This is a genomic window from Flavobacterium gillisiae (assembly GCF_900107635.1).
GTDB lineage: Bacteria > Bacteroidota > Bacteroidia > Flavobacteriales > Flavobacteriaceae > Flavobacterium > Flavobacterium gillisiae.
In genome coordinates, this window is the sequence record NZ_FNRD01000006.1 from 248,541 (window position 1) to 267,495 (window position 18,955).

The 18,955-nt window shown below is 34.4% G+C and carries 22 protein-coding genes and 1 tRNA gene; 8 read left to right on the plus strand and 15 right to left on the minus strand.

Translation table 11 applies throughout. The features are described from left to right. Nucleotides 1-11: 11 nt before the first annotated feature. The 11 genes from BLV35_RS10390 to ruvC form a co-directional block, all read right to left on the minus strand. Complete coding sequence (locus tag BLV35_RS10390; protein WP_091089205.1) at nucleotides 12-329, minus strand: Hpt domain-containing protein; 318 nt, start codon at nucleotides 327-329, stop codon at nucleotides 12-14. After that, nucleotides 316-1,353, minus strand: coding sequence for a sensor histidine kinase (locus BLV35_RS10395; RefSeq protein ID WP_091089208.1), 1,038 nt, complete (start codon nucleotides 1,351-1,353; stop codon nucleotides 316-318). Before BLV35_RS10395 ends, BLV35_RS10390 begins: the two co-directional genes overlap by 14 nt. Then, entirely contained in the window at nucleotides 1,353-2,486 is a 1,134-nt protein-coding gene (locus BLV35_RS10400) for an FIST signal transduction protein (RefSeq protein ID WP_091089213.1), read from the minus strand. Before BLV35_RS10400 ends, BLV35_RS10395 begins: the two co-directional genes overlap by 1 nt. 2 nt (nucleotides 2,487-2,488) lie before the next feature. Beyond that, complete coding sequence (locus tag BLV35_RS10405; RefSeq protein WP_091089216.1) at nucleotides 2,489-4,786, minus strand: PAS domain S-box protein; 2,298 nt, start codon at nucleotides 4,784-4,786, stop codon at nucleotides 2,489-2,491. 4 nt (nucleotides 4,787-4,790) lie between these two features. Next, nucleotides 4,791-5,333 (minus strand): heme NO-binding domain-containing protein, encoded by a 543-nt coding sequence (locus BLV35_RS10410; RefSeq protein WP_091089220.1) that lies wholly within the window; start codon nucleotides 5,331-5,333, stop codon nucleotides 4,791-4,793. A 5-nt stretch (nucleotides 5,334-5,338) separates the two neighbouring features. Beyond that, nucleotides 5,339-5,752 carry a response regulator gene (locus BLV35_RS10415; RefSeq protein ID WP_091089224.1) on the minus strand — a complete coding sequence of 138 codons (414 nt, stop codon included), beginning with the start codon at nucleotides 5,750-5,752 and terminating at the stop codon, nucleotides 5,339-5,341. A 118-nt stretch (nucleotides 5,753-5,870) separates the two neighbouring features. After that, on the minus strand, nucleotides 5,871-6,236 hold the full coding sequence (locus tag BLV35_RS10420) for an MmcQ/YjbR family DNA-binding protein (protein ID WP_091089226.1): 366 nt from the start codon (nucleotides 6,234-6,236) through the stop codon (nucleotides 5,871-5,873). A gap of 19 nt (nucleotides 6,237-6,255) precedes the next feature. After that, nucleotides 6,256-6,657 carry a GNAT family N-acetyltransferase gene (locus tag BLV35_RS10425; RefSeq protein ID WP_091089227.1) on the minus strand — a complete coding sequence of 134 codons (402 nt, stop codon included), beginning with the start codon at nucleotides 6,655-6,657 and terminating at the stop codon, nucleotides 6,256-6,258. 2 nt (nucleotides 6,658-6,659) lie between these two features. Then, the gene (locus tag BLV35_RS10430; RefSeq protein WP_091089228.1) at nucleotides 6,660-7,439 is read right to left on the minus strand and encodes a cyclase family protein; all 780 of its coding nucleotides are present in this window, start codon (nucleotides 7,437-7,439) and stop codon (nucleotides 6,660-6,662) included. 11 nt (nucleotides 7,440-7,450) lie between these two features. Next, complete coding sequence (gene hemW / locus BLV35_RS10435) at nucleotides 7,451-8,605, minus strand: radical SAM family heme chaperone HemW (protein WP_091089231.1); 1,155 nt, start codon at nucleotides 8,603-8,605, stop codon at nucleotides 7,451-7,453. A gap of 71 nt (nucleotides 8,606-8,676) precedes the next feature. Further along, complete coding sequence (gene ruvC, locus BLV35_RS10440) at nucleotides 8,677-9,231, minus strand: crossover junction endodeoxyribonuclease RuvC (RefSeq protein ID WP_091089234.1); 555 nt, start codon at nucleotides 9,229-9,231, stop codon at nucleotides 8,677-8,679. 270 nt (nucleotides 9,232-9,501) lie between these two features. Between ruvC and BLV35_RS10445 the strand changes: the two genes are divergently transcribed. Continuing rightward, nucleotides 9,502-10,473 (plus strand): lysylphosphatidylglycerol synthase domain-containing protein, encoded by a 972-nt coding sequence (locus BLV35_RS10445; RefSeq protein ID WP_091089237.1) that lies wholly within the window; start codon nucleotides 9,502-9,504, stop codon nucleotides 10,471-10,473. A gap of 9 nt (nucleotides 10,474-10,482) precedes the next feature. Next, entirely contained in the window at nucleotides 10,483-11,586 is a 1,104-nt protein-coding gene (locus BLV35_RS10450; RefSeq protein ID WP_091089241.1) for a glycosyltransferase family 2 protein, read from the plus strand. Here the strand turns inward: BLV35_RS10450 and BLV35_RS10455 are convergent. Genes BLV35_RS10455 through BLV35_RS10465 form a run of 3 tightly spaced genes read right to left on the minus strand, consistent with a single transcriptional unit; the run spans nucleotide 11,579 to nucleotide 13,174 of the window. After that, complete coding sequence (locus BLV35_RS10455) at nucleotides 11,579-12,292, minus strand: DUF4184 family protein (protein ID WP_091089244.1); 714 nt, start codon at nucleotides 12,290-12,292, stop codon at nucleotides 11,579-11,581. The genes BLV35_RS10450 and BLV35_RS10455 overlap by 8 nt on opposite strands. A gap of 3 nt (nucleotides 12,293-12,295) precedes the next feature. Further along, nucleotides 12,296-12,772: a hypothetical protein gene (locus BLV35_RS10460; RefSeq protein ID WP_091089302.1), complete on the minus strand. Its 477-nt coding sequence runs from the start codon at nucleotides 12,770-12,772 to the stop codon at nucleotides 12,296-12,298. A gap of 45 nt (nucleotides 12,773-12,817) precedes the next feature. Then, nucleotides 12,818-13,174: a hypothetical protein gene (locus BLV35_RS10465; protein WP_091089249.1), complete on the minus strand. Its 357-nt coding sequence runs from the start codon at nucleotides 13,172-13,174 to the stop codon at nucleotides 12,818-12,820. A gap of 58 nt (nucleotides 13,175-13,232) precedes the next feature. Here BLV35_RS10465 and BLV35_RS10470 point away from each other — a divergent pair, with 58 nt between their 5' ends. The 5 genes from BLV35_RS10470 to BLV35_RS10490 all read left to right on the plus strand — a co-directional run bounded on the left by BLV35_RS10470 (nucleotide 13,233) and on the right by BLV35_RS10490 (nucleotide 17,774). Next, a complete protein-coding gene (locus tag BLV35_RS10470) occupies nucleotides 13,233-13,733 on the plus strand; it encodes a DUF456 domain-containing protein (protein WP_091089252.1) in 501 nt (166 codons plus the stop codon). A 162-nt stretch (nucleotides 13,734-13,895) separates the two neighbouring features. Then, complete coding sequence (locus BLV35_RS10475; protein WP_091089255.1) at nucleotides 13,896-14,126, plus strand: hypothetical protein; 231 nt, start codon at nucleotides 13,896-13,898, stop codon at nucleotides 14,124-14,126. Further along, nucleotides 14,127-15,167: a dipeptide epimerase gene (locus BLV35_RS10480; RefSeq protein WP_091089257.1), complete on the plus strand. Its 1,041-nt coding sequence runs from the start codon at nucleotides 14,127-14,129 to the stop codon at nucleotides 15,165-15,167. It abuts the gene before it with no gap. Next, nucleotides 15,160-16,515 (plus strand): serine hydrolase domain-containing protein, encoded by a 1,356-nt coding sequence (locus tag BLV35_RS10485; RefSeq protein ID WP_091089261.1) that lies wholly within the window; start codon nucleotides 15,160-15,162, stop codon nucleotides 16,513-16,515. The genes BLV35_RS10480 and BLV35_RS10485 overlap by 8 nt, the downstream gene beginning before the upstream one ends. After that, nucleotides 16,515-17,774 (plus strand): DUF819 family protein, encoded by a 1,260-nt coding sequence (locus BLV35_RS10490; protein ID WP_091089264.1) that lies wholly within the window; start codon nucleotides 16,515-16,517, stop codon nucleotides 17,772-17,774. Before BLV35_RS10485 ends, BLV35_RS10490 begins: the two co-directional genes overlap by 1 nt. A 309-nt stretch (nucleotides 17,775-18,083) precedes the next feature. Here BLV35_RS10490 and BLV35_RS10495 read toward each other — a convergent pair. Continuing rightward, a tRNA-Leu gene (locus BLV35_RS10495) sits at nucleotides 18,084-18,169 on the minus strand. 241 nt (nucleotides 18,170-18,410) lie between these two features. Here BLV35_RS10495 and BLV35_RS10500 point away from each other — a divergent pair. Beyond that, nucleotides 18,411-18,758 carry an ISAon1 family transposase N-terminal region protein gene (locus BLV35_RS10500; RefSeq protein ID WP_091089267.1) on the plus strand — a complete coding sequence of 116 codons (348 nt, stop codon included), beginning with the start codon at nucleotides 18,411-18,413 and terminating at the stop codon, nucleotides 18,756-18,758. Nucleotides 18,759-18,955 lie beyond the last annotated feature (197 nt).

An 18,955-nucleotide genomic window follows, 5' to 3' on the forward strand; every position in this document is an offset into this window, starting at 1 on the left:
AACTGTTTTTTTTACAATTGTATAACAAACTCTTGCATAGCCTTTAGAATTGCTTCAAAATCATTTTTTAAGGCTACTGAGTTATCTTTCAAATTATCTTCATAATCTGAAGCAATATAATAACTTTTTTCGAGACCTAGAATAGAAACTTTATGCTTTAATTTATGAACTGCCTGTGCAGCTTGTAAAAAATTAGCTTTATCGACTTCATTTTGATAAACTTCGACCTCAACTGGAAGTTCTCTTTTCAGTATACCAATGATCTTGATTTTGAATTCTTCATTGCCGCCTGACAATTCATTAATGTAATTTAAATTAGGTGTTTCCATTCTCTTTGGGTATTGTAAAATAAAAAGTAGTTCCAACCTGCTCTTGACTTTCAAGCCAGATTTTCCCTTTATAGAATTCTATGATTTTTTTTACTATCGAAAGGCCAATGCCTGAAGATTTTCCATCATTTTTGAGCTTAGAAAAAACGTCGAAAATTTTAGTATGATATACTTGGGGAATCCCTATACCATTGTCTTTGATATCAAAAGCTATTTCGTTTTGATTTTCTGAGCAGCCTATTTCGATTATTACTTTCTCTTTATCATTATATTTAATTGCATTTTCAATTAAATTTTGAAACAATTGTTTGAATCTAAAATCATTCCCTACAATTTTAGGTAATTTGTTTTTTATCGTAATTTCTACGTGATCAGGAACTTCAATCGTATTTAAAACATCCTGCATCAGTATATTCAAATCAATTAGTCTATCGTCACTTGGCTGGCTTTCTACTGAAGAATAGTTCAAAATCCCTTTGATTAATAAATCCATCTTCTCAACATTAGAAAGAATAAGATTTAGAGATTTCAGGTTATCCTCATTCATCATTACCTCATTGTCCTCTATAAACCAGTTGATCAGAGTATTAATACTCCTTAATGGTGCTTTAAGATCATGCGAAACCATGTGTGCATATTCATTCAATGCTACATTTTGCTTCTCTAAGTTAACTAACAGTTCTTCACGCTGCCTGTTAATTTTAACAATTTCAATTGATTGTTGTTTAATATATTCTGACGAATCAAAACTCTCGTTTTTTGAAGTTAATTCTGAATCTAAACTCATAGATTCCAATATAGACTGCAAATTTTTATTAACATCTTTCAAACTCTCTGCTTCGTCTCGTAACCTTTGGTTAGCTTCAAATAATTCATCAGAACTTAATTTCATTGCACGTTGAAGCATCTCAATTTGACTTTCATAGTTGCCATAAGACTCGTTTACGGCGTCCAAAAAAACATCCAAATCATTCAAACCGCCTTTCAATTTTTTCTCTATCTGTCTTTTTAATAATGAATGCATTATTCGCTTATTAGGGTTATTGTCATCGTTTGATTATGTAATTCACAGGATGTGCTCCCATTAAATGGTGCTATTTCTCCATACGAATAAAAACCTGCCATAGGAACACGTTCTCCTATAACCTCCCGCACCTGCTCTACTTCTTCTTCTACTCGTTGATTCATTACTAATTTACGGCCAATACAACTCACCAAAAGAGCCAACTCAGGTTTACTACTTCTAGTAGCCATGGCAATTTTTGCAGCAGTCTGAGCTCCTTGTGCAATTCCGTCCACAGAGGCCATCATTAATTGCACTCTAGAATTCACAGGTGCATCTCCAGCCAAAATCATCGATTGATCATCATTATTAATATTCAAAATAGTCCGCACTACAGGCTCCTTTTTGCCATCAGGAGTAACATTCAATGGGTACAAAAGTGATGCTTGCGGCAATTCATTCGACTTTTCTCCTAAATATTTTTTATACAAATCCAAAGCGGGTTGACCGTCAATTTCGTATAATATATTACCTTCTGCTTTGGTTATAACTCGTTCTGGTCCAAAAGGAATCCAACCACCAAAACTAGAATAAGAAATATCTAAGCTATCTCCATAAAAACCAATCAAGATTACTTCGCCTTCTTTAGGGTCTTCTTTATAAGAAGCAAGTGTTTTTTCAAAACGAGCATCATCACCGCACATTCCTCCAGTAATTGATATTTTAGAGTCGATATTATTTTCTAAACCATTAATCAAGGAACTTCCATTTACAAAACTCCCCTCTGACAGGACAAATAAATGTTTTAAATTCTCTTTAGGCATTTTAGTATACAGTTTCTCTCCTAAATCCTTAGCGTTTTTACCGTAGTCTAATATATTTTCACGTTCTACGACAAAACTTGATTTTTCAAATTCGATGGCAGTGACAGAAACAGACTTATCATTTACATTACAAGAAATTATTTCTCCCGCAGTAGATCCAAACACAATATCTTCATAAGGAAATTCTGTTCGGATATCTTTAATAATTTCCGGATTTTCTAATAAATATCGATTACCAAAAACTAAAACTAAAGGATTCTTCAGGGTTGCTTTTTCTTGAAAATACTGCCATTCTTTATTTGCATCTTTATAAGCTTGAATAATTTTCATAGTTATTTTTTTAGTTTCACATAGAAAGTTGTTCCTTTTCCTTCTTCACTTTCCAGCCAAATTTCTCCCTTATAAAAGAGAACTATTTTTTTCACGATAGACAATCCTAATCCTGTAGAATGTTTGCTAGTAGTATAGGCTTTAAAAGTTTCAAAAATTTTACCATGAATTTCTTTTGGCATTCCCACTCCATTATCTGCTACTGAGAACACATAATGAGACGTAAATTCCTCACAGGCTATTTCAACCAATCCTTTTTCTTTATCTATATAATTCACGGCATTTCCAATTAAGTTTTGGAATAACTGCTGAATTCTAAAGCGATCTGCTTTTATAACGGGTAGCGGGTTATTGATTGTAACTTTTATATGTTCTGGAACATGAATCATATCAATGATACTTTTTATTATATCATTGGTATTCACTTTCTCACCTCTAGATTCTTCTTTATCAATTTTAGAATAGGTTAAAATCCCTTCAATCAAATGGTCCATTTTTTCGACCTTATGCTCCATTAATGAAAAATATTTCATTGTTTGCTCTTCAAAACCTCCTTCATTCTCTTCCTTAATCCATGATATCAACGAGTTGATACTTCGCAAAGGTGATTTTAAATCATGCGAAACAATTTGTGCATAATCTTCTAATTCTTTGTTAGTTTTTGCTAAATCTAATAGTAAATTTTCTTTTTGCTCCTCAAGTGCTTTCTGAGCCGTGATATCCTCCTCAATAGCAAAAAATTTAATGACGACTCCATTTTTATCATATAAGGCCTGACCTTGAATTCGCACCCAATACTTTTCTTTATTTTTAGAGTAATTGACAATCTCACAGTTAAACGGCAAGCCTTTCGCAATTTGTGAGCTCATGTAGGTCACTGTTTCCTTATTAGAATCTCGTCCTTGAAGTAAATTCCCAGGTTTTTTACCTAAAATTTCCTGTTCCGTGTAACCTGACATTTTCAGGAAACTGGGATTAGCCCATTCAATCCTACCAGTGGCATCGGATATAATTACGGCATTAATATTTTTTTCCGCTATTAAAGAAAGAAGATAGAGCTGTTGCTCTTGCTCTTTTTGATCAGTAATATCTAAATGAATTCCTATTGAGCCTATTAAGTTACCCTGAATATCATAATTAGGCGCTCCACTTATTAGCCACGTTTTATTTTCATCACTTTTATCTATGACATTCACTTCATAAGAGTCAATGACACCTTCAGATCGCAACTTATCTTTTGACTCAAGTATTTTTTTACCCTCTTGGGTTAAAAACAATCCACTTGCTTTGTTTCCTATTAATTCCTCAGTACCATAACCGCTCATGTCTAGAAAACTTTGATTCGCCATGAGAATCTTGCCGTTGAGATCCACCTCTAATAAACCTAAATTCATATTAGCGATAATCCCTCTGTATTTTTCTTTTTCAATTTCTAAACTTTCATCATATCTCTTTTTAAGTGAAATGTCTTCAAGAATTGCAAAATATTGAATGGTATTCCCTTCGGAGTCGGCAATGGGTTGACCTTTTATGCGTGACCAAAAAGAATCGCCATTTTTTCTCGCATGCACTAAATCCACTTCAAAAGCGTTACCCGCAAGAAAAGAATCGACCATTTTTTTAATTTCCTTCTTATCCGTGCTGGTAGTTCTCCCTAGTTCAATTGGGCTTTTTCCTATGATTTCTGATTTAGAGTAACCCGTTAGTGCTAAAAAAGCATCATTGCACCAAAAAATACTTCCATCTAGTTTTGTAAAAACAACACCGTTTTTATTAGCACTAGCGACATAAGAAAGTCTATTGAGTTCTTCTTTATCTTTTTTAAGCTGATTTTTTTGAGTATTAATTGTCAGTAACAACTCCTTTAATTCATTTGAAGTATTCTCTGCATTATTGAGAACATGTAGTAAATCTAGTAAAGCATCGTGATGAGCGAAATCGTCGAAGGTCAATTTCCTATCAATTACTTCACTCATCGAGGTGAACCAGGGTGAGCCAACAAATAATAATGTATCTCCCATTTGTTCAAACTGGCCTCTTAACAAGAGATCCGTTTTGGAGTACTTGAGCAAAATATGCTGGTCGCTATTTTTAATAATTTCTTGAAAGGAAACGGATTTTAAGTGAGGTCTCACTATTTCAAAAAAATCTGTAAATAAATTTTCTTTTTGAAGGTCTGGACAAACTTTAGCAAGGCTTTTTCCAAAATTCAAAACCTGGAAATCTGCACCTAACTGGAAATAAAATGGAAATAATCTATTAAAGCTATCTTCATTAAAATACAATCCTAATCCACTCATCTGTCTACCAATTTACTTTGAATATTTCGTGTGAACTTCCCTCATTTCTAGATTGAATTAACTCAAGTATAACAGGGGTTTCATAAACAATCCCTAATCCTTGAATAATACCTCTAACAAAATCTTGAAGCCCCTCCCTTTTTGAGAAATAATGCAAATTCAACCCTTTTGACGAAATATCACTTACTTTAAATTCAGGCGGAGTAAGTTTAGGGTAAATTAGCATTACTCGGTTATGGAAGTTAGGTAAATTTATTAAAAAATCTCGTAAATTATTCCCTCCAGACTCCATTAATCCAGGATATTTTTCTCTGGTCGTTCTAACCACCCACCATTCGCCAAAGGCAATCAAAACTTCACTTAATGTCATATTCATTTCCTCAGAAACAGCTATTGCTATTTTGAAGGTTACATCATCATCATAGACCTCATTGCTTAAAAAAAAATCAATATCCACGCCACTCCTTTCGTGAATAGCTTCCCATTTTCCTCTACCAAAGTTAGTAACAACTAAGTCTTCTATTGATTTATTAACTATTCCGTACATAATTTTTAGTTGGTAATTAATTCATTTGAACTCCAATACTCAATCAGCTTCGTGATTCTATCCACGTAATCAGCGTATTTCAAAGGTTTGATTACATAACCTGCAATTCCTACTCTATAACATTCTAAAACATCTTTATGATTACTTGAAGTAGTTAAAATAATAGCTGGAATATATTTCAAATAATCGTCAGCCTTTAAGATTCTCAAAAATTCAATTCCATTAATCTTTGGCATATTTAAATCTAAAACGATAATATCCGGGACAACTTCTTTCACTTTTAATATTTCGATTGCTTCCTCTCCATTATTGGCCTCAACAACCTTATGACTTAATTTTAAGGTACTTAAAACCCTATTGAACTTCATCACTTCAATTTCGTCGTCTTCAATTAACAATATATTTAGCGCCTTACTCATGTTTTTTCGAATATAATTTTTACATATAAATATATTCCGAATATAATAAAAACAATTACTTATTCGATAATTAATCTATTGCTATAGTCGAATCGACGAAAAGTGTCGACGAATGACATTAAGCATTCCTGATATCTTGTTGGATTTTCTTTGTTAAGCTTTTGAAAATCAGTTCGTACGAATGATCTATCAATTCTTTAATATCTGTATCTGAAACGTCTTGATTTATAGCAACGGTATTCCAATGTATCTTACTCATATGAAAACCTGGCCTAATCCCCTCATATTGCGCACGTAATTCCTGCGCACGATCTGGGTCGCATTTCAAATTAACAGCTGACTCTCCTAATTCCCATTTTTTCAAAGAAGACAAAGCAAACATTTTGCCCCCTACTTTAAAAACCAATGTGTCTTGATCAAAAGGAAAATGTTCTGTCACTCCTTTTTTAGAAAGGCAATATTCGTAATACGTTTCTAAGTTCATCTACTACTTCGTTAAAAATTTACTTCCTTATTTTCTCCATCATTCTTTCTGGTTTTGCCAAAAGTCTAAATCCAAATTTCTCGTATAAAAAATGTGCATCAGCAGTGGCTAATCTCCATATTTTAACTTGTTTTAATTGTGGTTCCTTCATCATTGCATCAATTAAAATGGAAGAATATCCTTTACCACGATGTTCTTCAGTAATAAATACATCCATCACATAAGCAAAAACTACATAATCCGTTATCACTCTGGCAAATCCAATTTGTTTTTCATCAAGATAAATCCCAAAACAAAAGGAATGATCAATCGAAGTTTGCACCTCCTCCATCGTACGTCCAGCTGCCCAATAAATGTCTTTTAGAAAATGCTGAATAAAAGGAATGTCTAATTTATTTTTATCGGTAGAAACGCTTATCATAGCTAAACTTTAGTATTTGCAATGGCATATAAAATGGGTTTACTTGGACTCGCATCATTTTCAAAAGATGCGATTTGTAAATTCAGCAAATAACTTCCGTCTGCAACATCGTTTGGAACGTAAATCATTTCAGTAATAGTAGCTTCTAATCGAGCTTCTGGATTCAAATTCTTAACATCAGTAACATTCCAAAATGCTTTGTGTGCCAAAAGTTTTCCTTCATCCTTTTCTTTATCTACACTTGGCAAGTCAATTAGTAAGTGTTGGATTCCGCTTTCGCGAAGAAACAAAGCTGCATCTTCAGCCAAGAAAGGAGGATCCGTATGAGAATATTTTCGGGATAATTTATCACTGTCGTTTGGCAACGTCCTGATAACAATTGCTTCCGGCGTTTTCCCTTTTAAAGCACTAACAAGAGCGTCTTTAGTAACGATAAAATCTCCCTCCTGATCCTCTAACCCTATAGAAACTAGTTCTGCAATGAAAAAAAATTGTTTCAAGGATTGATTGACGCTATAAAACTCACGTGTAATATGACCCAAACATTCCGTGTGGGTTCCATGTCCATGCGGATTGAAAGTAATGTTGTTAAAATTTGTAGAAGACATCCCTTCAGACACCTTACCTATCCATTCCCCAAAACGAACGGGTTCAATAACTGGTTTTTCAATATACCAAGCAATTGGGTTCGCATCTGTATTAGATAATGGAATCGAAATATCAATGGGTTTTGATAAATCGACTTGATATGTAGTATTATGATGTTGTATAATTGTGTTCAATGGAATAGTTTTTATTCCAAATTTAAGTAAAACAAATCACTCGCAATCCCATCTGTCAGAAACTTTCCTTTTTTTGTTGGCCTCAAAATGTTATTTTCAATGAAAACCAACTCATCATTCAAGAATTTCTGAGCTTGTTTCATCAAATAATCTATATACGTCTGTCCAAATTCTGTTTTAATTCGATCCAACGAAACGCCCCAAATCGTTCTCAAACCAGTCATAACATATTCGTTATAACGGTCGGCTTCTGATAAGGTTTCAATTTCGTTTGGTAATTTATTATCGTGGATTGCTTTTAAATACAACGGATTATTAGCAATATTCCAACTTCTAGAAACACCATCATAACTGTGTGCAGAAGGGCCAATACCCATGTATTTTTTCCCCAACCAATAGGCCGAATTATTTTTTGAAAAGTAATTCTCTTTTCCAAAATTTGATAATTCGTAATGAATAAAACCATTTGCTTCGAGCGTTTCAACTAAAATCATAAAATGTTCCTGAGCCACTTCGTCTTTTGGCGCTTCCATTTTTCCGGTTTGAATCATTTTATTCATAGCCGTTTTAGGCTCTATCGTCAGCGCATAACTAGAAATATGCGGCACCCCAAAAGACAAAGCCTTTTCAATGTTCTGTTTCCATTTCTCATTGCTCATTCCCGGAACTCCATAGATCAAATCAAGCGAAATATTATCAAAATACTTCGTGGCTTCTTCTAAACATTTTTGAGCTTCCGCCGAATCATGCGCCCGATTCATCATCTTCAAATCATCTTCAAAAAACGATTGGATTCCGATGCTCAAGCGATTAATTTTACTTTTCGAAAGTTCCAAAATCCGTGCACTGGACAAATCGTCCGGATTAGCTTCAAGTGTAATTTCCGGGTTATCCGCGACCTCATAATTTTCATAAACTACATCAATCAGACAATTAATTTCGGCTGACGTCAATACCGAAGGCGTTCCTCCACCAAAATAAATAGTTTCAATTTCTATGTCACTTCGAGCGGAGTCGAGAAGTCCGAACTCACTTTTGCGCATTCGGATTTCTTTGGCCAAAGCCAAAACCATTTCTTCTTTCTTATTCATCGAAGTCGAAAAATGAAAGTCACAGTAATGACAGGCTTGCTTGCAAAAAGGGATATGTATGTAGATTCCGGACATTTTTAAATTAGATAATTTGGAAATTAGAAGATGAGATAATTGTCTAATTAACACATTTTCTAATTATCACGTTACTTCTTTACTCTCTCTTCATTCTGTTTTACAAAAGCATCCCAGCCCGTATAGCTTTTCGTTCCAACCACTTTTCCAGAATTGAAAAAATGACAAACGGCAGCTGCCAATCCATCAGTGCTATCCAGGTTTTTAGGTAATTCTTTCAGTCCTAAAAGTTGCTGTAGCATCTTGGCGACTTGTTCCTTGCTCGCATTTCCGTTTCCGGTAATGGCCATTTTAATTTTCTTGGGTTCGTATTCCGTAATGGGAATATCTCTCGAAAGTCCCGCTGCCATTGCCACACCTTGGGCGCGACCCAACTTCAGCATCGATTGTATATTCTTCCCAAAAAAAGGGGCTTCAATTGCAATTTCATCAGGATGATGCGTATCTATTAATTCAATAGTGCGTTCAAAAATACGTTTCAGTTTCATATAATGGTCATCCATCTTATTCAACTGCAATTCGTTCAATTGAATAAATTCCATTTTTTTATTGATAACTCGTATCAAACCAAAACCCATTATAGTGGTTCCTGGGTCAATTCCTAATATGATGCGTTCGTTTGCCATTTTTTTAGTTCGTTTTTTTTGCCGCGAAGGCTCAAAGTCTTTTTATTACACAGAGCCTCGCAAAGAATTCTCAGAGAGCCGCAAACTTACTTTAAAAACTTAGCGAAGCTTTGCTATTCCTTAGCAAATCTTTGCGTAATGATTTTTATACTACACAGCGAGTCGCAAAATCACTTTAAAATCTTTGCGACACCCTTTCTTTAACTCGCACGGCCTATGCCAAACTTCTAGGAATAGCATTTTCACAATAGTTTACTTTACTTTGCATCAATGATTTCGATTTCACACAAAACTAAGCAATTCCTAGTAGTTCTAATCAAACTTTTGATTGTAGGCGGTGCCTTTTATTTTATTTACAACCAGCTGGCAAATAACGACAAACTCGATTGGTCCCAGTTTCTGATTTTGTTCAATAAAAATCAGTCGGTTACTGGAATTGCTTTCATTGTATTTTTGAGTGTACTCAATAGATATTTAGAAATTTTAAAATGGCAAAACTTAGTCTCTTACCTCAAACCCATTTCTCTTGGCGAAGCGACTAAACAAGTACTAGCGGCACTAACTGCTGGGATTTTTACACCCAATGGTGTAGGCGATTATGCAGGAAAAGCCCTGTTTTTTGACAAATCAGAAACTAAAAAAGTAGTCTTTTTAAACTTGATTTGCAACGGAATCCAAATGGTGTTAACCGTAATCATAGGACTATTTGGTTTATTGTACTTCAATGTCCATTATAATGTGATTACAACAAAAACAGTCGCAATCCTTTTTGGCATTTTAATCCTTATTTTTATTATATTGTTTTCGATAAAAAAAATCACAATAAAAGGATATTCGATTGAAAAACTATTTCATAAAATCAATGAAATTCCAAAACGAATCCACCAAAAAAATATCTTTTTAGGCATTATTAGATATCTGGTTTTTTCGCATCAATACTATTTTTTGTTTCTCGCCTTTGATGTTGATTCACCCTATTTAACTTTGATCTCTGCGGTAACTTGCGTTTATTTCTTCGCATCATCCTTGCCTACATTTCAGTTTTTAGACTTTGCAGTAAAAGGGAGTGTGGCTCTCTTTTTCTTTGGAATCTTAGGCGTAAACGAATGGATTGTGATATTTGTATCTACTTTGATGTGGTTTCTAAATGTCGTTCTGCCAGTTGTTATTGGTAGCTACTATGTGCTGAATTTTAAAATCTTCACCCTAACTCTCTCCAAAGTAGAGAGAGACGAAATCTAAAAAATATTTATGCTATCTACTTTCATAGTTATTTTAATTATTTACAGCATTACCATTTTGTGGCTTAGTTATGGTTTTACAAAAATAGTGGCTTACGAGTTTAGTGGCTTAACACCAATAAACAAATTTACTATTGTAGTTCCTTTCCGGAATGAGGCAGATAACTTACCCTTGCTTTTAGACAGTTTTTCTAAGTTGAATTACCCAAACGATTTGTTTGAAGTTATCTTGGTCGACGACGAATCAGAAGAACTGTTTGCAGTTTCCGGTTTGCAGTTTTCAATTCGAATTATAAAAAACAATAGAGCTTCTAATTCCCCTAAAAAAGATGCGATCACTACTGCTATGCAACTCGTAAAAAGCGATTGGATCATCACCACTGATGCAGATTGCGTGGTTCCTGAAAACTGGTTATTGACATTGGATAATTACATTCAAAATCATAATGTAAGTATGATTGCGGGAGCCGTCACCTATGATTGCAAAAACACGTTCTTGCATCATTTCCAACAATTGGATTTGGCAAGCCTGCAAGGGGCGACTATAGGTAGTTTTGGAATAGGAAAAGGTTTTATGTGTAATGGTGCCAACTTGGCTTACACGAAATCATTATTCGAACAGCTGAATGGTTTTAGCGGCAATGACACCATCGCAAGTGGAGATGATGTTTTCTTATTGCAAAAAGCGATAGCGCGGTTTCCAGATCGTGTGCACTATGTAAAATCAAAAAATAACATTGTCACCACTAAACCTTTAGATAACTGGAAACCCTTATTTCATCAAAGAGTACGCTGGGCATCAAAGACAACTTCCTACCAAAGCACCTTTGGGAAAGCATTAGGATTGATTGTCTTTGCCGGAAATTTGTGTTGGGTTTTGTGCTTTGGATTCGTGATTATAGGATTACTAACTCTCAAGACAATCCTTTTTATTTTCATTGTCAAGTTTTTTATTGACAGTAGTTTGCTTTACAAAGCAAATCGTTTTTTGACAAATAACAAAATTCATTACTTACTTTTAAGTAGTCTACTCTACCCGTTTTTCAGTATTGCTGTAGCCCTATATTCATTAGTCGGAAAATACGAATGGAAAGGCCGACACTTTTCTAAATAACCTTTTTCTCCCTATAAAGAATACCAGTTACTGTTATGGCTATCATTATAGAAAAAAGGATACTTACAATTACACTTCCTATTTCTGACAAAGGTGCTCCACACGAAAATCGTATTCCAAAAATAATAGCGCTCAAACCAAATGTAGTCCACCAATATTTTAAATTGACTTTTTTAACATTCTGCTCGTTATACGGCTGCTTGTACAAATAGAGAAAAATTAAGACCAAACCAGTAATAGAACTTAGATGCTGCGCTATTTTATAAACAGGAATACCAAAAAACACTTCGTTTAAAAAAGCTATTCTTTGCACTAAATAACCATCCCAATGCGTCATGGAATCCCAAAAAATATGGGAGATTGTTCCCAAAAAGAAAGATCCTAAAACAATTAGAATATTATTTTTAAAATAACCCAACCAATTCGACTCCTTTAGTAACTGCATTCTCTTTTGAAAAAAAGCAGGTAAATTAGCAATTAAAGGCTGTTTAATTATTTCATGGAAAGCAAAAACAACAATAAAGCCTAATGGAAAATCAATTAGAAATATCCCTAAAAAAGTATGACTGATTTCGCTTTGCATTTTCATTCGAAAAAAATATTCGAAATCTGGCGACATCGAACCTACAATCAAGGCCGTTGCCGACATGTTTTTGTTTTTCAAAAATGGTAAAATAATAGCGGGATGTGAAAAAGTAAATGGCATTGTCTACTCTACTTTAAGAATCACTGGAAGTATAAATTGGGTCTTTACAGGAATTCCACGTTTGATAGCTGGGTTGACTTTTGGGAAATCAACCAATCTCGCATGTAAAATACTGTCAATTTTAATGGTATCATAAGCAACTGAATCTCTGGGGAATTGAGGCTCAAACTTCATTTTTGCATTAGGAAAAATAGTCACCTTAACCTCGATAGTATCTAATTCAGGATATAAAATTGAAAGCGTATCACTACTCAATTTTTGCTGTATTAATTCAGTTAAATACTCAAAAAAACATAATTCACGCTGTGATTTATTATCTAAATTATCACAATCAACAAAAGATGGATACTCATCCACTTCTTTCCAATTGATTGCTTTTAGCTCTTTTTGCAATAATTCCTTTTCCGAAGGCACTTGCTTTTCGAAATATTGACAGGAATTAAAAAGTAAGAATACTAAAAAAAAGTAATAGTGCTTCAATGTTTTGTTTTTGAATTGGAGTAATATTCTATAAAAATACAATTATTATCTTTGAGATTGTTTCGAAAGCAAATAATCTTCATAGCTTTCAGCAAACCATTTCTTTTTACTTGCTTCTGCCATTTCTTTCTGATCTGGATACAAAACCCCCAGTCGATCAGAAAAAGCAGCGATTTGAATTGTGTATTTATAAAATTCTTCCCTTGTTAGAATTAAATTTGTCGTTGCCTTTTTATCTGAAAACTCAAAAAAGAGGCGGTCAAAATCTTTCATCGAAAAATTCAATACTTTTGCTCTGTTCTCTTTATATATTTTGTCTTTTAAATCTGCATCACCCTTGTCTTGGGCGAAAGTCGCATTAAAAAAAATCAATATAAAAAAGATTGAAACTAAATTTCTCATATTCATTTGACGAATAACTGTTGCATTTATTTTTTCAAAAATACAAAAATAAAATTTTATGGATACCTTTCTCTTAATCCTCGGTTTTTGTTGCATGCTTATTGGAATTCTAGGCAGCCTACTTCCCGTTTTACCTGGCCCAGGAATTAGTTGGCTCGGACTTGTTTTACTTTATTTTACCAATACTGTCCCTGCAAACTATTGGGTTCTTAGTATTACTTTAGTCCTTACACTAGTTATTTCTTACTTGGATTATATCATTCCAGCTAAGGGAACTAAGCACTTTGGCGGAAGTAAATTTGGGATTTGGGGAACAAATATCGGATTAGTTCTGGGAATTATTGCGCCCATCCCTTTTGGATTCCTGATAGGTCCATTTTTAGGCGCTTTTATCGGAGAGTTAATTTATGATTCTACAAATAAAAAACGCGCTTTTAGAGCAGCGACGGGATCAATTATTGGTTTTTTAGCTTCTACTTTTATGCAATTTTTAGTTTGCTTGCTATTTTTCGGACTGTATATTAGTCTGGTTTGGCGTCACAAAGAAGGATTTTTTTAAGCCTTTACTACCTAAAATTAAGACATTGAAAAACAAAAAAAGAGAACATTTTTTTGTTTAAACTTTAATGACTCAATTTAAAATTTATGAATAACTTTGGCTTTTAACTTTTCTATAAGATATTACATAGAAATAGTAATCTTTCACTATAAAATATAGCCGTTGAATAAAGATATTACAAACACCTTTTTTTTTATTCACCAATTGAAGCAAGGCCAAAACTCGGCTATTGAAGGATGTCTCTTGTTTGATTTCAACCCTAATAAGACAGATTTAACAGTCATACGGTCTAAAAAAAAAATTAGAACAAGCTATCCTTATGACCAATATAGTTCTCCAATGCCATTGAAGGACTTTAATCCAAATATCAAACCTCAAAACACTGGATATTAAATGATTTCTATAGAAATTAAACCCTATTTATTAAATAAAAAACACGTTTTTAGAATTGCTGGCGGAGCGAGAACAAATACTCCTGTTCTACTAGTAAAACTAAAATACGAAAGTTATATAGGATATGGGGAGGCTTCAATGCCTCCCTTATACGGAGAAAGTATAGCCACAGCACAAAGTTTTATAAAAACACTTGATTTTAGTCCCTTCACTTCTCCTTTAGAAATGGAAGCAATATTAAAATCTATAGATCAGCATGCCACGGGCAACCCAGCTATTAAAGCAGCGGTAGATATTGCTCTTCATGATCTTATAGGTAAAATGAAAAACATGCCTTTGTATGACTATTTCAATTTGCCAAAGAAAGAACTTAAAACAAGCAAAACAATTGGCATTGACAGTGCCGCCATTATTAGACAAAGAGTAGAAGAAGCGGCTGATTACCATTATCTAAAAATTAAACTTGGCGGAGATAACGATGCTGAAATTATAAAAGCTGTACGAAGCGTTTCTGACAAACCCTTATTTATCGACGCTAATCAAGGTTGGATTAATAAAGAAGAAGCTCTTGATAAAATTGCATGGTTGAAGGATGAAGGTGCTGTTTTTATCGAACAACCCATGCCTAAAAAAGCCTTTTCCGACATGGAATGGCTAGTATCTCGAAGTACTTTACCTTTGATAGGTGATGAAGGGATACAGCGATTAGAAGACGTAAAAACTGCCAGTAATTTTTATCATGGTATCAATATCAAATTGATGAAATCTACAGGATTACACGAAGCTTTTGCTATGGCAAATTTAGCCAAATCAATGAATCTAAAAATAATGCTTGGTTGCATGTCTGAAACTTCTTGTGCGATTGCCGCGGCAGCTCATTTGGGCGCCATGGCAGACTGGGTAGACTTAGATGGAAATTTAGGGGTGACTAACGATCCATTTCAGGGACACCAAGTAATAAATGGATCCATCCATCTTAATGACACTAACGGAATCGGACTTATAAATCCAGATTGGAACAAAATTGAAACTTATGAATAAGATCTATCAAACCGCAATCGTTTTACTTTTAGCGCTATCGATTACTAGTTGTAATGCACAAAAGAAAAGAAATTTAAAAACAACTACTGAGGTACAAAATGATACTTTGGATACTTATTTCTCCAAATTATATGCTGCAAAAATGTTCAACGGAGCGGTAGCCGTAAAAAGAAACGGAAAGCTAATCTTTAAGAAAGGATACGGAATCGCTAATTTAAAAAAGCAAAACCCGTTTCTGACTACTACTTCTTTAGAGATTGCATCGGTGTCAAAACAATTTACCGCTGCAGCTATACTTTTGCTACAGCAGGAAAATAAATTAAAAGTAACTGATTTTGCTTATAAATATCTTGGAGATGACTTTCCATATAAAGATGTCACTATTTCTCAATTACTTTCTCATACCGGCGGTTTAGCTGATTATGAAGACTATTTTAAAGAAAATTGGAATCCTGAAGTTATTGCCTATAACAAAGATATTTTAAATTATTTCAAGACTAAGAAACCAGCAGTTTTAAGTGTAGCAGGCGAAAAATACCATTACTCTAATACTGGATATGTACTTCTTGCTGAAATTGTAAGTGGTGCAAGCGGTGGAGTAACTTTAGAAAAGTATTTAACCAAAAAAGTATTTGAACCTATGCAAATGAAAAGCACTTTCTTTATGGGTAGAGACAGTATTTGGGATAAAGAAAATTATGCCCCTGGTTATATGTTTAGTTTAGAGGAATGCAAAAATGTTATTCCAGAATCATTACCGAACAATGCCTACTATCGCTTTTTAAGTGGGCGACTAGGATCAGGGCGACTATCATCTAGCATAGACGACTTGATAAAATGGGATCAGTTTTTATATGATGATTCAATCTTTAATGCTACTTCAAAGGAATTAGCATTTAGCAAACATCCCCCCACAAAAGATTCTTCTGATTATGGATACGGCTGGCACATTGCAAACGACAGCATAAAAGGTAAAATTATATCACACACTGGAAGTTGGGCAGGAAACTTAACTTATATTAGACGATCCATTCAAACGAAAGATCTTGTTATTATTTTGAACAATACCTATAACACGGCTTACATTAAAGAAATTAGAGCAGCTGTTAATGGTTTTTTAAATGGGGAAAAGTTAAATTTCCCTAAAGCAAAAGGAAGCGAACTATTTAAAATAGATGCTTGTAAATTATCAATTGAAAAAATACCAAAATGGTATATGGACCATAAAAATAGTAACTGGGATTTACCAGCTTTAACGTCGCTACAAAAAGACTATGTAAAAATAGGTGCTACAAATAAAAGTGAAATGTTAGATTTGCTAATCAAAACCATACAAACCAATAAATAATGAACGAAAACGCCACCGCCCTAATAACTAACGATGCTGTTGTTCTAGGTATCCTTATGACAATACTAGGTTTAATATTTATCACTTCTTCGAGTGAGAAAGCTTTTTTTAAGAAATTTTACAGCATAGTCCCTTCGGTTTTGTTGTGCTATTTTATTCCTGCACTTTTCAACACCTTCAACATCATATCAGGAGAGACATCCAGTTTATACACCATTGCGTCGCGTTATTTGTTACCTGCTAGTTTGGTATTACTAACCTTAAGCATCAACTTTGTTGCATTAAAAAAACTGGGAAGCAAAGCTATTATTATGTTTTTGGCAGGAACTTTAGGAATCATAATAGGCGGCCCTATTGCCTTATATATTGTAGGCAGCTTCTTCCCCGAAGTAGCTTTATCAAACGGCGAAGAAGTTTGGAAAGGACTATCAACAATCGCTGGAAGCTGGATTGGTGGTGGCGCAAATCAAACTGCCATGCTCGAAGTATTTGGCGCAAGCAAAAGTATGTTTGCTCAAATGATTGCAGTAGATGTTTTGGTAGCCAATTTATGGATGGGATTTTTGCTGTACGGCGCTCAAAAATCAGATAAAATTGACAAATGGTTAAAAGCAGATAGTGCTCCAATAGCCGAATTAGAGAAAAAACTAGAAGAAGAACAAGCAGGAAAAAGACAACCGCTTACGACCAATAATTTAATGGTAGTCCTTATGGTTGCTTTTGGCCTAACAGGTTTAGGACACTTTTTAGCGGATATATTAGCTCCCTTTTTTAAAGAAAACTATCCGGAATTAGAGAAATACTCTTTTACAAATGAATTTTTCTGGTTGGTAATTATAACAACTACAGCAGGAGTTTTATTGTCGTTTACCAAAGTTCGAAAAATAGAAAGTTACGGTGCATCAAAAGTGGGAACCGTATTCTTATACATACTAGTGGCAACGATAGGAACACATATGAATCTAGGAGCAATTTTTGATAATCCTTTGTTATTCTTAGTCGGAATTATTTGGATTACCACCCACATCATCGTAATGATTATTGTAGCCAAAATTATAAAAGCGCCTTTCTTTTATGTGGCAGTAGGAAGTCAGGCTAATATTGGAGGAGCAGCTTCTGCGCCTATTGTTGCTGCAGCATTTAGCCCATTTTTAGCTCCCGTTGGAGTACTACTAGCTGTTTTGGGTTATGCCGTGGGAACCTACGGAGCCTACGTTTGCGGTTTGTTACTACACCAAATATTTATAATTATTACCTAGCTACGTTATATTAAAGAATGATGATTTAAAGAACTCTAAGCCCTAATTATGATTATCCAACAACCTAGGTCATATCAGATTAACGGCCCTTTAAAAACAGTCTTGTAATTTGGGCGTGACCCTAAGGGGTCGGGTTATACGCTATATCTTTTACTCCGCTATCGCTTTGTAAAAGGATGCCGCTACTACCCCTCACGCAAAACGACCTTTTATATACTAAAAAGCCCTATTCAACTACATGAATAGGGCTTTAACAAATCTATTTTATAAAAAAACTCCATTAAGCACACACCTAATGAAGTTATTTTGTACTCAGAGCGGGACTTGAACCCGCACGAAAATTGCTGTTCACTGGATTTTAAGTCCAGCGTGTCTACCAATTTCACCATCCGAGCATGATGCGGTTCCTTCCCATCCCGATTCTTCTTAAAAGAATCATAGATAAATGGACTTTCGATCCATTGGGCTACCACCTCGGCGAAGGTACTACAATAATTCACTTTCGCAAAGCACTATTTAAAAAAATCAAATAATTTAGGATCAATCCTAAAAGTTGTGGGGAAATCGGATCAAGAACAAAACCTAGGGAGGAAATGTCGAAAAAAAGTTAGAATTTTGTCAATCTAACAATGAGAGATGACTTCTATAGACCTTTTGAAATTTATGCTACCTGATTTTTTAGTTGACCACTTTGAGGTGGTTTCTGCTAATGACACAGAGGAAATATTACACCTATATTTTGAGGAGAAAATTAAACCTCCAAAAGAGTTTGATACACTTGAATTAGTCTCAAAAGGATTTCAGGATGAAATTACCATTCAGGATTTTCCTCTAAGAGGAAAATTAGTGTATTTGCATATTAAAAGACGCCGTTGGACTAATAAATCCAATGGAGAAATTATCAAAAGAGACTGGACTTTAGTTGCTAAAGGAACCCGCATGACTGAAGAGTTTGCGGCTTTTTTAAAAGAAATTAATAGATAACAGTGCTACCGACTGTCACACCGTCGGTAGATTTTTTGGGCTGAACGGAAAAAAACTCCAAAGACAGTATAAAAAACACCTAAGTTCCTTCAATACTTGGGCTCCACGAGAACACGCTCATCAGTGGATTCTTTACCCTGAAAACATGGGGACGCATTTATCGCTTGATGAAGTGCCTTTATCTCAGGGAGAACTTT

What these genes read in the sequence shown, in the direction of transcription:
- BLV35_RS10445 (WP_091089237.1), top strand. Translation starts at nt 9,502, where the DNA reads ATGATTTCGATTTCACACAAAACTAAGCAATTCCTAGTAGTTCTAATC.
- BLV35_RS10400 (WP_091089213.1), bottom strand. Translation starts at nt 2,486, where the DNA reads ATGAAAATTATTCAAGCTTATAAAGATGCAAATAAAGAATGGCAGTAT.
- BLV35_RS10480 (WP_091089257.1), top strand. Translation starts at nt 14,127, where the DNA reads ATGATTTCTATAGAAATTAAACCCTATTTATTAAATAAAAAACACGTT.
- BLV35_RS10405 (WP_091089216.1), bottom strand. Translation starts at nt 4,786, where the DNA reads ATGAGTGGATTAGGATTGTATTTTAATGAAGATAGCTTTAATAGATTA.
- hemW (WP_091089231.1), bottom strand. Translation starts at nt 8,605, where the DNA reads ATGTCCGGAATCTACATACATATCCCTTTTTGCAAGCAAGCCTGTCAT.
- BLV35_RS10500 (WP_091089267.1), top strand. Translation starts at nt 18,411, where the DNA reads ATGACTTCTATAGACCTTTTGAAATTTATGCTACCTGATTTTTTAGTT.
- BLV35_RS10450 (WP_091089241.1), top strand. Translation starts at nt 10,483, where the DNA reads ATGCTATCTACTTTCATAGTTATTTTAATTATTTACAGCATTACCATT.
- BLV35_RS10470 (WP_091089252.1), top strand. Translation starts at nt 13,233, where the DNA reads ATGGATACCTTTCTCTTAATCCTCGGTTTTTGTTGCATGCTTATTGGA.
- BLV35_RS10410 (WP_091089220.1), bottom strand. Translation starts at nt 5,333, where the DNA reads ATGTACGGAATAGTTAATAAATCAATAGAAGACTTAGTTGTTACTAAC.
- BLV35_RS10415 (WP_091089224.1), bottom strand. Translation starts at nt 5,752, where the DNA reads ATGAGTAAGGCGCTAAATATATTGTTAATTGAAGACGACGAAATTGAA.
- BLV35_RS10390 (WP_091089205.1), bottom strand. Translation starts at nt 329, where the DNA reads ATGGAAACACCTAATTTAAATTACATTAATGAATTGTCAGGCGGCAAT.
- BLV35_RS10465 (WP_091089249.1), bottom strand. Translation starts at nt 13,174, where the DNA reads ATGAGAAATTTAGTTTCAATCTTTTTTATATTGATTTTTTTTAATGCG.
- BLV35_RS10420 (WP_091089226.1), bottom strand. Translation starts at nt 6,236, where the DNA reads ATGAACTTAGAAACGTATTACGAATATTGCCTTTCTAAAAAAGGAGTG.
- BLV35_RS10485 (WP_091089261.1), top strand. Translation starts at nt 15,160, where the DNA reads ATGAATAAGATCTATCAAACCGCAATCGTTTTACTTTTAGCGCTATCG.
- BLV35_RS10425 (WP_091089227.1), bottom strand. Translation starts at nt 6,657, where the DNA reads ATGATAAGCGTTTCTACCGATAAAAATAAATTAGACATTCCTTTTATT.
- BLV35_RS10395 (WP_091089208.1), bottom strand. Translation starts at nt 1,353, where the DNA reads ATGCATTCATTATTAAAAAGACAGATAGAGAAAAAATTGAAAGGCGGT.
- BLV35_RS10455 (WP_091089244.1), bottom strand. Translation starts at nt 12,292, where the DNA reads ATGCCATTTACTTTTTCACATCCCGCTATTATTTTACCATTTTTGAAA.
- BLV35_RS10490 (WP_091089264.1), top strand. Translation starts at nt 16,515, where the DNA reads ATGAACGAAAACGCCACCGCCCTAATAACTAACGATGCTGTTGTTCTA.
- ruvC (WP_091089234.1), bottom strand. Translation starts at nt 9,231, where the DNA reads ATGGCAAACGAACGCATCATATTAGGAATTGACCCAGGAACCACTATA.